The sequence below is a fragment of the Saccharothrix deserti genome (assembly GCF_009769385.1).
In the GTDB taxonomy this organism is placed as follows: Bacteria; Actinomycetota; Actinomycetes; order Mycobacteriales; family Pseudonocardiaceae; genus Actinosynnema; species Actinosynnema deserti.
Map to the genome: position 1 here is coordinate 36,737 of NZ_VKAB01000015.1, position 13,893 is coordinate 50,629.

The following is a 13,893-nucleotide window of genomic DNA, read 5'->3' on the forward strand; positions in this document are numbered from 1 at the left end:
CCGGTGTGACAACACGGACAGCCGCACCGCACCGCCCTTCCGAGTGGGTTCCGGCGGAGAACGTTCGAAAATGCGGTAACCAGTGCTAGACATAGCAGAACGTCGACCTCGAACGGTCCGTCCCGTTCGCCGTACCTGGAACGGTGGTGATCCACAGTGGCAGTCTCCGACGCGCTCCGCCGCAGCGGATCGCTGCTGCTCCGGGCACTCGCCCTCAGCGGGTTGGCCACGGCGGCGTGGTTCGTGTGCGCCGGGGTCGCATCGGCCGGCGAGGACCACTCGAACGAGATCACGAAGACGCTTGACCAAGTGAACGTGGCGCTCGGCGAGCGGCAGGCGGCAACCGCCGGTCCGCTGCTCGCCGACGTGCTGCCGAAGGACGCGGCGCCGTTCACCGACTTCCGGCACGAGACGTTCGAGCCGCCGGCGTTCGAACACCACCCGCTCGGAGTGCACTTCGGCCCCTCCGAGCGCCCCTTGGCAGTCGCCCACCGACCGATCGACCTCGTGTACGTGCCCGATCAGGGCGGGTGCCCGGCGGAGGACGGCGACTACTCCTACCCGGACGAGCGGTACGCGGACGATGACCGGAACGCGGACGACGCCGACGAGTACAGCTACTCCGGTTACAGCTACTCGGGTTACAGCCACTCGGGCTCGGTGTCGAACACCATGCCCGCCCCGCTGTACGAGGCGAAGGTGGCCGCGAAGGCCACCGCCCGTGCCGCTTTGTTGGAAGTGCAGGCACCAACCCCGGAACCGACGGCCGTGGATGTGGGCGTGGACGCATCGCCCCTCGCGGGCGTGCTGCCGTTCGCCCCCGTCGCACCGGCGTCACCGGACTCGCAGATCACGCCGACCGCCGAGGTGATCTGGGAAGTGCCGGAGCCGAACGCTCCCGCACCCGCTCCGAAGCAGGCCCCCGCGCCCAGCGCGCCGACGGCATCGTCGTCGAGCAGCGCGGACAACGGCGGCGGTCACCGGGGCGGCGTCATCGCGTCGTTCACCAGCCAGTCGGACTCGAAGCCGTTGACCGCGAGGCCGGTCGAACGGCGGGACGACGGGCGATCTCCAGGCAGCGTTCCAGGGCTGCCCAGCACGTCACCCGACTGAGCAAGACAGGACCCGTGTGCCCTGAGCACACGCGGCTACACCTCGTCTGACCAGTCATTTCTCGCACCATCGCTAGTTCTCGTACTGATGCGTTCGCGCACGACCCCAGACTTCCCGTCCTGCCAACCGCGCCCTGGCAGGAACGGGCGAGGTCCCATCGCCGCGCTGCCCCCGCGAGCGTTGGGACCGCACAGGAACCTGCGGCAGGGGACGCCTATCCCTGGAGCGTCCCCGCCGCAGGTCCACGAACCGCCGTCGGGTTCCGGCTCATCGAGGGGCTGCGCCGGAGCCCGACGGGGGCGAGGTACACGATCAGGTGATCATCACCAAACCCTGGTCAGGCGCCAGACAGGCAAGGCGAGGGCGAGATCGGGCCCTGGACCCAAACCCGCCCCCGGACTCGGGACTCGGACTCGGGACCCGGACTCGGTCAGGCGACCGGCACGGTGACGTCGGTCTCGGCGGCCACCCCGGGGCCGGCTACCGACGCGGCGACCAGGCCGAGGCGGCGGACGGCGTCTCGGAGCACGTCGGGCGGCTGGACGAACGGTAGGCGGAGCCAGCGTTCGAAGCCGCCGTGGGCGCCGAAGCGCGAACCAGGGGCCAGGCGGATGCCGTGGTTCTGGGCTGCGACCGCGATGCGGGTGCTCAGCGGCGCGTCCAGCTCGCACCACACGCTCAATCCGCCCTCCGGCCTGCGGAAACGCCAGGTTGGGCAGTGTTCGCGCAGGCCTTCCATCAGCACGTCGCGTTGGGACGCCAGTTGGGCGCGCCGTTCGCGCAGCGCCGGTTCGGGGTCGGCCAGGAGTTCGGCCAGCACGAGTTGCTCGACCACGGCGGACCCCAGGTCCAGGGCCGTCCGGGTCGAAATCAGGCGGTGGACCACCTCGGCGGACGCGCGGATCCAGCCGATTCTCAGGCCACCCCAGTGGGATTTGCTGGCCGAACCCAGGGTCACCACCAGGTCTTCCGCGAACGCCGCCATCGGGGGTGGGCCGTCCAGAGGATCGCCGTCCAAGTCCAATTCGAAGACCGTCTCGTCCACGACCAACGGCGTGCGGGCGCGGCGGGCGATGTCGGCCAGTTCGGCTCGACCTTCGGCATCCAGGCGGTGCGCGGTCGGGTTGTGGAAGTCGACGACCACGTACGCCATGCGCGGTGCGGCTTGGCGCAGGGCGGCGGCGATCCCGGGCAGGTCCCAGCCGGTGTCGGTCATCGCCACCGGGACCGGGATCGCGGAGACGGCCTTGATCGCGTCCAGGGCGTTGGGGTAGCTCGGCTGCTCCACCAGCACCCGGTCGCCCGGACCGGTCAGCAGGCGCAGGGTCAACGCCAGCGCGTGTTGGGCGCCGCTGGTCACCACGATCTGGTCGGGTGACGTCGGCAGACCACGCGCCGCATACCGGTCCGCGATACGTTGCCGCAGGTCAGGCAGGCCGTGCTCGTAGTAGCCGTGGTCGGCCAAGTGGTCCGGCAGGTAACGGCGCACCTGGTCGAACGCCGCCAGCACACCAGGCAACGCCGGAGGTGCGGCACGGGCGAAGTCGACCATGCTGCTGCCAACCAAAGGGCTGTCCGGAACGATCCCGAGCGTTCCGGTGGGCAGGCTGATCCACGAACCGGCACCACGACGGCTGGCCACCAGCCCCTCCGCGCGGAGCTGGTCGAGAGCCGCGGTGATCATGGTCCGGCTCACCGGCAGCACCTCGGCCATCTCGCGTTCCGCGGGCAGACGGGTGCCGGCCGGCAGGCGCCCGTCCAGAACCAGCATCCGGATCGCCGCGGCCAGGTCCGCCGAGCCGTGACGTGCGCCACGACGACGCCACTCGCCGAGCAATCGGGCCAGGCGAAAGCCGGATATGCGTCCACCGGGCGGGACGTCGGAGTTCATAAGGCCAATTATTGCCAATTGGCTCTGGAATACAAGGCCAATCTGGGCGAAGGATGGCCACATGCTCGCCGCACTCACCCAAGTCCCGGTCACCGTCTCGCCCCTCCGCCGCGTCCCCCAACTCCTCGCCGGGCTCTGGCTCTACGGCGCGAGCATGGCGCTCCAGATCCGCGCCACCCTCGGCCTCGACCCGTGGGACGTGCTGCACGAGGGCCTGACCAAGATCACCGGCCTGTCCTTCGGCACGATCACCGCCGTCGTCGGCGCACTCGTCCTGCTCTGCTGGATCCCGCTCAGACAGAAGCCCGGCGTCGGCACGGTCAGCAACGTCATCGTCATCGCCGTCGCGGTGGACGTCAGCCTGGCCGTCCTCCCCAACCCCACCGAACTCCTGCCGCGCATCCTGTTCCTCACCGCCGGCATCGTGCTGAACGGCCTGGCCGCCGCCGTCTACATCGGCGCCCGCCTCGGTCCCGGCCCGCGCGACGGCCTCACGACCGGTTTCTGCGCGCGGACCGGGACCTCGTTGCGCCTGGTCCGGACCGTGGTCGAACTCACCGTGCTGGCTGGCGGCTGGCTGCTCGGCGGCACGATCGGCGTGGGCACCGTCCTCTACGCCGTCACCATCGGCCCGCTGACCCAGGCCTTCCTCCCCCTGGTCACCTGGGTGAGCGAGCGACCCGCTTCCTGACCTCCGTGTAACTCACCCCACGCGCTTCCAACACCTCGGCCACCAGCCCCCGCTCGGCCAGCAGCGCCAACAACAGGTGCTCCTGGCCGAGCGAGCCGTGGCCGAGGTCGCGCGCTTCGACCAGGCTGCGCACCAACGTCTTCTTCGCCTCCGCCGTGAACGGCAGGTGGTTGCCGAAGAACCGCCGCCGACGCCGAGGCGCACCGGCCAACGCACCCTCCCCGTGCGACCGTTCGACCGACGCCACGATCTGGTCGACGTCGATCCCCAGCCCGCGCAACGCCGCGGTGTCCGCGTCGCTGAGCCCGCCCTTGCGCCGGGCGGCGGCGAACGCGTCGGCCACCTCGTCCCGTTCCAGACCGAAGCTCGCCAGCACCGGCGCGTCGAGCAGCGCCAACGCCAGGTGCTCGGGCCCGATCTCGGGCGCGTCGAGCCGTTCGGCCTGCACCACCGCGTCGTGGACGGTCTGGCGGGCGGCCCTGGTGAACCGTTCCCCGATCATCGATCTCCCCCGTGCTTCTTGTGGACGGCCTGCCGGGTGACCCCGAGTTCGGCCGCGATCTCCTGCCATGACCAGCCGCGGGCGCGGGCGTTGCGCACCTGCACGGCTTCCAGCGTTTCCAGTAGGCGGCGCAGCGCGCTCACCGCTCGCAGCCCGACCCTGGGGTCCTGGTCGCCCGCCGCCGAGGCGAGCTCGGTTGCTTCCGTCATGCCGTCAACTTTGGTTGACAAACGGGCGCTTGTCAACCCAGGTTGACACACTAGGCTCGACACCGATGCCCGAGATCACCACCGCCGAACGGGCCGGAGTCGGCCGGGACGGCCTGCCGCGCCCCACCGAGGACCGCATCGTCCGACTGCGGAACGCCGTGGTGCTGCTGGACGGCGCGACCTCGCCGACCCCACGTGAACGGGACGGCGGCTGGCACTCCCGACACCTGGCCGAAGAGCTGCAGAAACTGGGAGAACTGGACGGCGACCTCGCCGAAGACCTCGCCCGAACCATCGAACGCCTGGCGGCCGAACACGGCCTGACACCGGGGAACTCGCCGTCGAGCACGGTCTCGATCACGCGCTGGACCGACACCGACGTCGACGTGCTGGTGCTAGCGGACAGCCCGGTGGTGGTGTTCACCGACACCGGCGCGGAGGTCGTCGCCGACACCCGGCTCCGCGACATGCGCGGCAAGGTCGACCGGATCACGGACTGGCGCAACCGCGAGGACGGCTGGTGGGTGGCCGAAGCCGACCCCGCCGCCGCGCACCGGGCCGTCCGGGCGAGTTGGCCGCGTGACCGGGTGCGCGCCGTGCTGATGGCGACGGACGGCGTGTCCTGCGGCGTGGACGACTACGGCTTGTTCACGGACTGGCAAACCGTGTTGCAGATCACGTCGGAGAAAGGCCCGGAAGCGGTGTTGGACGAGATCCGCGCGGCGGAAGCGAGTGATCCTGATCGCACGAAGTGGCTGCGGACAAAAGTGCACGACGACCAAGCGCTGGCGATCATCGGATTCACGTCGGACAAATGAGAAAAGCCCCTCGCGTAAGCGAAGGGCTTTCTCGAACGGACGTGGTGGCCAGGGGCGGGGTCGAACCGCCGACCTACCGCTTTTCAGTTCTCGGGACGGTCGTTCAGCAGGGTGCGTGGACGTACGTTTGCCCTGGTCAGGGCCAAGGCTGCAACATGGTGAAACGGGTTGAACCGCGCCGTACTGAGACCCGCTCTGAGACCCTTCCGCCGCGCCTAGAGTCTGCGCCCGGCTAGGGTCACCGGCCCCTAGCTCTAGGTGCGGCACCTAGGGTGCTCGACAGTCGCTGAGCAGGCCGCTAGCGCCTCTAGGCCTAGAGGCGCACCCTCTAGATCTAGAGGCCTGTCTAGTGCCTCAAAGGGCGGCTGACCTGGCCCCTAGTGCCTAGACCACCGATGGGGATGCAGGCAGGGAAGGGGCCAGGGAGGCATCGGGGAGGCAGGGAGGTTTCCCTGCCCGCTTCCCTGGCCTACTTCCCTGGCGTCACCTCGGACGATGCCGGACAGGGAAGATCATCGGAGCTTGCAGGAGGACCCCCGGAACCGCCCTCACGGGCGCTGTTCGCCCCCCGCTACCGCTTCCCTCCCCGACCGCGTCCACCAGACCACTACCCGCCGTGGCTGATCGGCGCTCTACGGCCGTCTCAGCGCCCGTTCAGAGCCGCCGTGTCGGGGACCATCCGACGGTGCACAGAAGGGGACGTGACCGCTCTACAGGCCGCTTAGTGCAGCACCGGGAGACGAAAGCCCGTCGACGGGGAAGCGTCACGCGGCAACCACCGAGTTAGTCCACCGGCACCGCTCCGAGCAACCCGCACAGGACCGCGTAAGCCGTCCACCACGGCGAGCTAACTCGACTAACCGGCTAACTTTGGCCTGGTCAGACACCCGCCGACCGGCGAGTTAGGAACCTAACCCCGGCGGCCCGGCCTAACTCTGTGGCCGTAGCGCGCTGGCTACCGCGCCCATATCGTCCACCAGCACGTCAGCGCCTGCGAGCGTCTGCCACTTCTCCGGCCTGTTGGCGTAAGCAATGCATGTCATCCCAACAGCTTTAGCAACTTCTACGTCCGTTATAGAATCACCGATCAATACAGCGTCGCCACTGTTAATGCCTAGCAGCTCCAACGCGCGCACAAGAGGGTAAGCATTCGGCTTCATGCGGTGCGGTTCGGCGTAAGCTCGACCGACTACCGGGTAGATTTCGTCCGACATTTCATGGTACACAAGGTAAGCATTAACAGCGTCGGCCGAATTGTTGCTGACCACACCAACACGTTTCCCTGCCTCGATACATGCCCTTACCGACTCGGCACCGCCGGAGGTTGGCGCGGCAACTTTAACCGCCGCAAGTTCTGCCGCACATAGCGCATCCTCAACAGAGCGAACTACACGCTCACCAAATCGACCCGAGAACCGAAGAACCTCTAGAGGATCGGTCTCCTGAGTCTCGGAGGCAGACAGCTCAAAGCCTTGCGAACGCAGGTCCGTTATCAACGAGCGTGCCACTTCGGGTGCTGGCAAACCTGCGAACACTCCGCACAACGGCCCGTCGAAGTCGAACAGGACGACTTGCGCACTTTTCAGCACCCTATCCAAAGTTTGCGCCATTATGGCTTGAAGTCCTTTGCGATCGTGTTCCACATGCTGTCGAACCACCTACGCGATTGATCGACGTACTGTGTTCCCAGGTCCGATTCATCCTCGGTCGCCTCGTGATGGAACAGGACCGCGTCTTTCCCCATCGGGTCGTAAATCGCAACTGGCGAGTCGTCAATGGTGACCGAATGCTCGACAACCGGATAGAACCCGAAAAACGCTTCACCCTCATTGAGGATGAACAGCTTGAACAACGGCGCACAATCATGAAGCCTGAACTTGACCGATGCCTTTTTGACTAGACCGAGTTCCACCAACTCGGTAACCGAATCGGCGATTGCTTGTGTAGACCTCCTGGTAATTCGCTCCATGCGCTGCCTTACGTCAACACTGTCACTCGGCCCGGAATCCACCCTGCGCGGCAACCCCAAGGGTGAATCCATGTCCGGCAGTAGGACACGAATGTCGATTTGCTCCGGAGTCAGTCGGCCGATGCGGATCTTATCCAATGGCTCCTGAATTACTCCGTAAAGGGTCTCACCGGAGAATCCGGCGAAGTCGATTGACACGTGTTGTTCCGTGAAAGCTCTCTCGACATGGGGCCGCAAGCCTACGGCGCGCTCGGTCCGTTGACGCACGAAAGTACCCGCACCTTGCCGAGTGACCACCAGTCCCTCTTGCCGGAGAATTGCGATCGCTTTTTGGACCGTGCCGATCGACACGCCGTAGAACTCGGACAGGTCCGGCAGACCAGGCAGTTGGTCACCTGGCTGGAACTTGCGGGTGAGGATGCTCGCGCGGAGGGCGTTGGTCACCTGCTGGAACGGAGGTCGGGGGTCATCGGGGTCCAGTGGCTCCATGCGGCAAGGGTACTCAGCTCCACCAACGGTGCTAGCCCGCTGGCAGGGTTGGCAGTCTCCGGCACTCTGTTGACAGAGTTACGAGGGTGCTCTAGCTTCGTTCATGTCGCACCGGTTGCACGGATCGCGGCAGGCAGCAGAAAGCCCCGGCGGTGTTGGCGCACCAGCCGGGGCGGTAGATCACATCGAGCCTCAGGAGCTTGCGATGCAGCACGAGGGTACCCGGATGTTCCGGGTTAAGGCAGTGGCGGAGATGTTCGACGTGCACCCGGCCACGATCTACCGGGCCATCAAGTCCGGTGAGCTGGACGCGCTCAAGGTGGGCGGCTCGATCCGGATTCCGGCGTCGTCGGTGGAGGTCTACAGGGAGGCGTGCGCCCAGGCCGCCTACAGCGAGTTCGTGACCGGCACCGCCGACCCGGCCGCGCTGGACGGCGCTGGTCGCGGCGGGGACGTGACCCCGTTGTGGTCGTGGGAGCACGGGCCGTTGAGCGAGCCGCAGGCGGACGGTCGGGCGTGTGTGGTGTGCGGGCTGGACTTCATGGCCACGCAGGTGGCGCACTACCCGGTGGGGCGTTCGTCCACGGGTTCGCAGGTGTTCGCGTGCCGTACCCACCCGGTCGGCCAGGTTCGCGCCGACCTGACGGGGGTGTCCCGATGAACGCCCTGGTGACCGACGCCCCGGCGGTGCGTGCCCGCAAGTACCTCGGCACTGACGGCATGTGCCACACCGAGTACAGCTCTCCGGCGTTCCTGGCCGGTCGGGTGGTCGAGTTCCACGCGGAGGCCATGGCGTTGCACATGTCCGGCGTGGAGCTGCACCGAGGGATGACCACGGCGGAGGTCGCGCGGGCGGTGGTGACGGCCCTGGTCGAGTTCGGGCCGTTGGAGATCGAGCGGCGTGACGCGGTGGCGCGGCGGGCCAACCTGACCGGCACCCGCCGTCCGTGGAGCGTTGCCCGGATGACGCTGTGCACGGACCTGGCCTACCGGCTGACCCGCGTGCTGTGGCCTGCGTTCGTGGAGCTGGCCGACCAGGCGGGCGCGGTGTTCGTGGACCTGACCGGGGACGTGACCGGCACCGCCGGGACGGCGGTGGCCGCGTGAGCACCCTGACGACGTCGCGCAGCTGCGCGGAAGTGCTTGCCACCGCCACCGACCGTGAGGTCACCGCCGCCCTGTACCTGTCCCCGGACTACGAACCGGGCGACCTGTACCGCACGTGCCTCGAAGTGGTCGAGGTGTGGGCCGTGGTCGGCATCGACGACCTGACGCCGGACCTGGTCGACCGGGTCCACGCCGAGTTCACGGACCCGGCACGCCTGATCGACTGCCGCGTCACCGCGCGGGCCATCCTCGCGGCCCAGTAGCCGCCCAAGTCTCCCGGTCCGGTGGCCAGTCCCGCCACCACACCTCCGGCCAAGTCCCGCACCACCGGCACCACGCCGGAAGCGGGTCAGGTGTGGCTTTGAACCACCCGCCGGACTGGGTCCCATCCCAACCCAGCACCCGCACCGCCGGGTGACCAGCCACGCCGTTCCCAGGCGTTCCGCGCTGGTCACCCGGCACGCGGACCCAGGCACACGACCAGACCCGTTTCCGCACTTCCCACGGCGTTCCCCCTGTTCCCAGGGTGTTCCGCCCGTTCCCGACTCCCAGCTCTGGAGAGCCCACGTGAAGCGCACCAACCGCACCCGCGCCACCCGCCGCGACCGTTCCCGCCCGGCCGTCACCATCACGCCGGGCACGCACCCCGACGACTTTCTCAACACGCCGCGCCCGGACGCCGTGGTGCACGTCAGCCCTGGCACCGGACACAAGCCGGTCCCGATCGACCTGGAGACCGTGACCACCCTGCTCTACCTCTCCGCCATGGACCGCGCCGTCATGGACGCGGTCGGCCCGGACCACCTGGCCGAGTACGTGTTGCGCAGCTGCGAGGACCCGGCGGTGCGGGTGCCGGAAGTCGTCGCGCTGGTCGCGTCCGCCCGCGCCAACGGCCACGTGATCGCGGACTACTACGCCCAGGCCGAGGAGTTCGCCCCGGCGGTGCTGGCCGTGTTCGCCCGCGCCGTCGACAGCTCCACCGCCCACTAGCAGCCGGGGAGACCGCCCGTGACGCACGCCAACACCACCACGCACCCGGCCGGACCCGTCCGCCGCTTGCGCGCGGTCACCACCGACCAGGACCAGGACCGAAAGGAGCCCTACGGGCCGACCCTCGGCGACACGGCCACCAGCCCTACCGCACTCACGCCGGTCGCAGCCGATGCCGTGCCGGGGACGGCTGTAGCCGGAGGGGGGGCAGGGGACGTGACCGGCCACCCTCTGCCCCCTAGCGACTACAGCAACACGGCTGTAGTCGCAGGGGGAGCGACCTTGACCGCCCGTGCCGATGCCCCCTCCGGCTACAGCCGGGAATGGGCAGAGCTGGACCGGCAGGGAGCCGCCCAGGTCGCCCGTGCACGGGCGTGGCTGCCCGCCGTCGATCCGGCGGTGTTCGACTGCTATCTCGGGTGGTTGGCCCAGCGGATCGACCCCTACACCGAGGGGGACCCGATCGGCGTGCTGGCCACCCTGGTCAGCGCGGCCGGTGTCCACCTCGGACCCGGGCCACACCTCGAACCCAGCTTCGGGGAACGGCATCCGCTGTTGGTGTGGCCGATCCTGATCGGCGCAACCGGCATCGGCCGCAAGGGCACCGCCACCAACGCCGCGTTCACCTTGTTCGGTGCGGCGGACCCGCACTTCATGGCCAACAACAAGCACACCGGTCTGTCCTCCGGTGAAGGGCTGGCCGCCGTGTTCGCGGTCGACAGCGGCGCCCGTGACGGAAGCCCCGCGGGCAAGTCCCGTCTGTTGCCCGAGGGTGACTGTCGACTTCTGGCCGAAGAGCAGGAGTGGGCAGCGGTGATGGCCCGGATGAAGCGTGAGGGCAACACGTTGGGCGCACTGCTGCGGCAGGCGTGGGAGGGCGGCAACCTGTCCACGCTGAACGTGGACGCGCGCATGGCGGCACGCTCGCACCTCGGGATCATCGCCCACATCACGCCGAAGGAGTTCCGGGGCAAGGTGTCCGCCGCCGATCTCGCCGGGGGCACCTACAACCGGTTCCTGCCCATCGCGGTGGCCCAGTCCAAGGAGTCACCGCCACGCCACGACGTCGAACTCATGGGCCACCTGGCCGCGTCCCTGGCCACACGGCTCGACCACGCCGCACAGCTGCACGCGCTGACGTTCACCGACGACGCCCAGCTCTACCGCCGCCGGTTGCAGCTCGAATTCAACGGCCACCTGGGAGGTGACGGCCCGGTGGAGGAGTTCATCTCCCGTGCCGCCGCGAACTGCGTCCGGATCGCGGCCATCTACGCCGCGCTCGACCGCACCGACCTGATCACTCCCAGGCACTTGGAGGCAGCCGCCGCGCTGGTCCGCTACTCGATCGCGTCCGCCCGCGCCGTTCTCGGCACCGATGCCGAAGCCGACAGGCTCCGGGCGTTCATCGCGGCGGCCGGACCGGACGGGCGCACCAAAACCGAGATCACCAAGAAGTTCCACAAGGACGACGCCACCACCGACCGCTACCGCGAAGCGCTCGACGAGCTGATCGAGTCCGGACGCGTCAGCGTCACCAAACGCGCCCGTGCGGACGGACGGCCCGGACGAGGCACCGAGGTCTACACGACCACCCCGCCCTGACCCGGCGGAACTTGGGGAAGTTAGGAACCTAGGCGCTGACCAGCACGAACGCCGCGACCTAAGTTCCTGACCCCGGAACTTAGCCCCCCGACCTAAGTTCCCCCCGCCGGAACTTAGGTCCCAGCAAAACCGCTGATCAGGCCCAAAGTTCCTAACTTCCCCAAGTTCCCCCCGCCCGACCGGCCACCCCGTCACGTCCCCCCGTGACGGAAGCGACCAGGGCGGAACCGTCACGGCGTGACGCAACCCAGCCGGCGGGCAAGCGTCACGCCGTGACGCAAGACACCGGCGGGAACCGTCACCAGCCCCGCCGAAACGGCGGGGGAAGTAGTCAGGAACCGGCAGGGAAGCGGGGAAGTTTCCCCGACCCCTTCCCCGCCCTCCCTTCCCCCACCTGACCAGCACAGACAACGCACCGGGGAAGATCAACAGGCTAGCGCGCAGACCAGCACAAACCCCCTGAAACGAGGGTCTTCGACCCGCTCATCCCCTTCCCTCCCCAACCGTCACGAACCGGCCGCGCAGCTGCGCGACGAACGCCGCTCGACCTAGCACCCCGCCCCGCTAGACCTAGCACCCCCGCTAGCACCCCGCGTAGCGGCTGACCAGCCGCCTAGCGCCTAGCACCACCCCACCACAGACCTCTCCACACCGGCACCACGCCAGGTGTGACACCCCCGCACGCCCGCGCACCGCCACCACCGGAAGGGACACCAGGTCATGGCCAGCACCGACCCCACGACCACCGACCAGCCCCGCGCACTCCTCAGCGTGGAAGACGCCGCGCGGGCACTGTCCATCGGCCGCACCACCATGTTCGGCCTCATCAAAACCGGCGCGATCGCATCCGTCCAAATCGGACGCCTACGGCGCATCCCCCAGACCGCCATCACGGAATTCACCGCACGTCTCACCAGCGAACAGACCGCCGCCTAACCCCATCTATTACAGCCGTCCTGTCACGTCCTCTGTGCTGGTCAGCCAGGGGACATGACAGGGCACCGACCCTCACGGAGAACACCACATGCCACGCAAGAAACGACCCGAAGGCACCCGCGCACCCAACGGCGCAGGAAGCATCTACCTCGGTGCGGACGGCAAATGGCACGGACGCGTAACCATGGGCGTCAAAGACGACGGCACACCCGACCGGCGACACGTCAAACGCGCCACCGAAAAGGAGGTGATCGACGCCGTACGCGCGCTGGAGCGCGAACGCGACAGCGGGAACGTGCGGAAAGCGGGCCAGCGCTGGAAAGTGGAGGCGTGGCTTAAGCACTGGGTCGAGAACATCGCGGCCCCGTCCGTGCGTTACAAGGCGGCTGCGGCGTATCGCACGGCGGTTTACCACCACCTCATCCCAGGACTCGGCTCGCACTGGATGGACCGAGTGGAGCCCGACCACTTCGAAAAGCTCTACGGCAAGATTCTCGCCACTGGCAGGAAGGCAGGCACCGCGCACCAGGTGCACCGGACCGCGCGCACCGCGTTCGGTGAGGCGCACCGGCGCGGCATCGTCACGCGCAACGTGGTGGCACTCGCCAAGCCGCCGCGCGTAGAGGAAGACGAGGTGGAGCCGTTCGAGGTGGAGGAAATCGAGCGGCTGATGACGGCCGCGCTGTCGCGCCGGAATGGCGTCCGGTTCGTACTGGCGCTGGCCCTGGGAACCCGGCAGGGCGAGTCCATCGGGCTCAAGTGGAAGCGGCTGAACGAATCGACAAAGACCCTCACCATTGCCCGTGGCTTGCAACGGCGCACCTGGCGGCACGGCTGTAGCGATCCACACGCGTGCGGCGCGAAGTACCACAAAGTCAAGCCCTGCAAGGAAACCTGCAAGAGGCACAGTCGCAAGCCGTGCCCTCCGCCGTGTCCGCCCGACTGCGCCAGTCATGCCCGATGGTGCCCCAAACGGCACGGCGGCGGCCTGGTCGAAGTAGACGTCAAGTCCCGCGCGGGTAGGCGCGGTCTGGCGTTGCCCGATGAGCTGTTCGACCTGCTGATGGCGCACAAGGAGGTGCAGAGCAAAGAGCGCGAGATCGCGGGTACCGAATGGCACGAGGGCGGTTGGATGTTCGCGCAACCGAACGGGAAGCCGCTGGACCCTCGGGTTGACCATCGCGAGTGGAAAGCCCTGCTGGTCGAGACGAAAACGCGTGAGGCGCGACTTCATGACGCACGTCACACGGCGGCTACGGTGCTGTTGCTGCTGGGAGTTCCCGATCGGGCGGTGATGGGATTCATGGGCTGGTCGAACACGGCGATGCTGACGCGTTACCAGCACCTCACCGCGTCCGTGCGGCGGGAGGTTGCGGGCCGTCTGGGAAAGCACCTGTGGAGGCCGCCGGTTGTGGTCGAGAACACATCGTCACCCGTGACGCGACCGAAGTGGACCGACGTCCAACGGCAGGCCGTCAACGCGCTGGCCAAGGTGATGCCCGACCGGTGGACCCCGGTCGAATGAGACCCGATCTGAGACCCGAAAGGCCCCCGTCAACGACGGGGGCCTTCGGTT

General features: G+C 68.1%; 15 protein-coding genes. 10 read left to right on the forward strand and 5 right to left on the reverse strand.

Annotation, left to right across the window (positions count from 1 at the left end):
• Nucleotides 1-156 precede the first annotated feature (156 nt).
• On the forward strand, nt 157-1,113 hold the full coding sequence (locus FM051_RS23765) for a hypothetical protein (RefSeq protein WP_158846964.1): 957 nt from the start codon (nt 157-159) through the stop codon (nt 1,111-1,113).
• Nucleotides 1,114-1,543: 430 nt separating this feature from the next.
• Here the strand turns inward: FM051_RS23765 and yczR are convergent, their stop codons facing one another.
• Complete coding sequence (yczR, locus tag FM051_RS23770) at nt 1,544-3,004, reverse strand: MocR-like transcription factor YczR (protein ID WP_158846966.1); 1,461 nt, start codon at nt 3,002-3,004, stop codon at nt 1,544-1,546.
• Nucleotides 3,005-3,065: 61 nt separating this feature from the next.
• Between yczR and yczE the strand changes: the two genes are divergently transcribed.
• Nucleotides 3,066-3,695: a membrane protein YczE gene (gene yczE, locus FM051_RS23775; protein WP_158846968.1), complete on the forward strand. Its 630-nt coding sequence runs from the start codon at nt 3,066-3,068 to the stop codon at nt 3,693-3,695.
• On the opposite strand, the gene FM051_RS23780 is transcribed toward yczE, so the two are convergent.
• On the reverse strand, nt 3,664-4,197 hold the full coding sequence (locus FM051_RS23780) for a Clp protease N-terminal domain-containing protein (RefSeq protein ID WP_158846970.1): 534 nt from the start codon (nt 4,195-4,197) through the stop codon (nt 3,664-3,666). The genes yczE and FM051_RS23780 overlap by 32 nt on opposite strands.
• Entirely contained in the window at nt 4,194-4,406 is a 213-nt protein-coding gene (locus FM051_RS23785) for a helix-turn-helix domain-containing protein (RefSeq protein ID WP_077010893.1), read from the reverse strand. Before FM051_RS23785 ends, FM051_RS23780 begins: the two co-directional genes overlap by 4 nt.
• Nucleotides 4,407-4,471: 65 nt before the next feature.
• On the opposite strand from FM051_RS23785, the gene FM051_RS23790 reads away from it, so the two are divergent.
• Nucleotides 4,472-5,224, forward strand: coding sequence for a protein phosphatase 2C domain-containing protein (locus FM051_RS23790; protein ID WP_158846972.1), 753 nt, complete (start codon nt 4,472-4,474; stop codon nt 5,222-5,224).
• A gap of 929 nt (nt 5,225-6,153) precedes the next feature.
• Here the strand turns inward: FM051_RS23790 and FM051_RS23795 are convergent.
• Both FM051_RS23795 and FM051_RS23800 read right to left on the reverse strand, forming a co-directional pair.
• The gene (locus FM051_RS23795) at nt 6,154-6,867 is read right to left on the reverse strand and encodes an HAD family hydrolase (protein ID WP_202918992.1); all 714 of its coding nucleotides are present in this window, start codon (nt 6,865-6,867) and stop codon (nt 6,154-6,156) included.
• Nucleotides 6,834-7,682, reverse strand: a complete 849-nt coding sequence (locus tag FM051_RS23800) for a winged helix-turn-helix domain-containing protein (RefSeq protein ID WP_158846974.1) — start codon at nt 7,680-7,682, stop codon at nt 6,834-6,836. The genes FM051_RS23795 and FM051_RS23800 overlap by 34 nt, the downstream gene beginning before the upstream one ends.
• A 205-nt stretch (nt 7,683-7,887) precedes the next feature.
• On the opposite strand from FM051_RS23800, the gene FM051_RS52010 reads away from it, so the two are divergent.
• The 7 genes from FM051_RS52010 (at nt 7,888) to FM051_RS23840 (ending at nt 13,842) form a co-directional block, all read left to right on the forward strand.
• Complete coding sequence (locus FM051_RS52010) at nt 7,888-8,343, forward strand: helix-turn-helix domain-containing protein (RefSeq protein WP_238412611.1); 456 nt, start codon at nt 7,888-7,890, stop codon at nt 8,341-8,343.
• Nucleotides 8,340-8,789 carry a hypothetical protein gene (locus tag FM051_RS23815; protein ID WP_158846976.1) on the forward strand — a complete coding sequence of 150 codons (450 nt, stop codon included), beginning with the start codon at nt 8,340-8,342 and terminating at the stop codon, nt 8,787-8,789. The genes FM051_RS52010 and FM051_RS23815 overlap by 4 nt, the downstream gene beginning before the upstream one ends.
• Complete coding sequence (locus FM051_RS23820) at nt 8,786-9,052, forward strand: hypothetical protein (protein WP_158846978.1); 267 nt, start codon at nt 8,786-8,788, stop codon at nt 9,050-9,052. The genes FM051_RS23815 and FM051_RS23820 overlap by 4 nt, the downstream gene beginning before the upstream one ends.
• 304 nt (nt 9,053-9,356) lie before the next feature.
• Nucleotides 9,357-9,779, forward strand: coding sequence for a hypothetical protein (locus FM051_RS23825; protein ID WP_158846979.1), 423 nt, complete (start codon nt 9,357-9,359; stop codon nt 9,777-9,779).
• Nucleotides 9,780-10,061: 282 nt separating this feature from the next.
• Nucleotides 10,062-11,381 carry a DUF3987 domain-containing protein gene (locus FM051_RS23830; RefSeq protein ID WP_158846980.1) on the forward strand — a complete coding sequence of 440 codons (1,320 nt, stop codon included), beginning with the start codon at nt 10,062-10,064 and terminating at the stop codon, nt 11,379-11,381.
• A gap of 720 nt (nt 11,382-12,101) precedes the next feature.
• The gene (locus tag FM051_RS23835) at nt 12,102-12,317 is read left to right on the forward strand and encodes a helix-turn-helix domain-containing protein (RefSeq protein WP_158846981.1); all 216 of its coding nucleotides are present in this window, start codon (nt 12,102-12,104) and stop codon (nt 12,315-12,317) included.
• 88 nt (nt 12,318-12,405) lie between these two features.
• Nucleotides 12,406-13,842 (forward strand): tyrosine-type recombinase/integrase, encoded by a 1,437-nt coding sequence (locus tag FM051_RS23840; RefSeq protein ID WP_158846982.1) that lies wholly within the window; start codon nt 12,406-12,408, stop codon nt 13,840-13,842.
• The last annotated feature ends 51 nt before the right edge of the window (nt 13,843-13,893 follow it).

Excerpts from the sequence above, each read along its gene's own strand:
- FM051_RS23815 (WP_158846976.1), top strand. The coding sequence starts at position 8,340 with ATGAACGCCCTGGTGACCGACGCCCCGGCGGTGCGTGCCCGCAAGTAC.
- FM051_RS23800 (WP_158846974.1), bottom strand. The coding sequence starts at position 7,682 with ATGGAGCCACTGGACCCCGATGACCCCCGACCTCCGTTCCAGCAGGTG.
- FM051_RS23785 (WP_077010893.1), bottom strand. The coding sequence starts at position 4,406 with ATGACGGAAGCAACCGAGCTCGCCTCGGCGGCGGGCGACCAGGACCCC.
- yczR (WP_158846966.1), bottom strand. The coding sequence starts at position 3,004 with ATGAACTCCGACGTCCCGCCCGGTGGACGCATATCCGGCTTTCGCCTG.
- FM051_RS52010 (WP_238412611.1), top strand. The coding sequence starts at position 7,888 with ATGCAGCACGAGGGTACCCGGATGTTCCGGGTTAAGGCAGTGGCGGAG.
- FM051_RS23780 (WP_158846970.1), bottom strand. The coding sequence starts at position 4,197 with ATGATCGGGGAACGGTTCACCAGGGCCGCCCGCCAGACCGTCCACGAC.
- FM051_RS23835 (WP_158846981.1), top strand. The coding sequence starts at position 12,102 with ATGGCCAGCACCGACCCCACGACCACCGACCAGCCCCGCGCACTCCTC.
- FM051_RS23790 (WP_158846972.1), top strand. The coding sequence starts at position 4,472 with ATGCCCGAGATCACCACCGCCGAACGGGCCGGAGTCGGCCGGGACGGC.
- yczE (WP_158846968.1), top strand. The coding sequence starts at position 3,066 with ATGCTCGCCGCACTCACCCAAGTCCCGGTCACCGTCTCGCCCCTCCGC.
- FM051_RS23840 (WP_158846982.1), top strand. The coding sequence starts at position 12,406 with ATGCCACGCAAGAAACGACCCGAAGGCACCCGCGCACCCAACGGCGCA.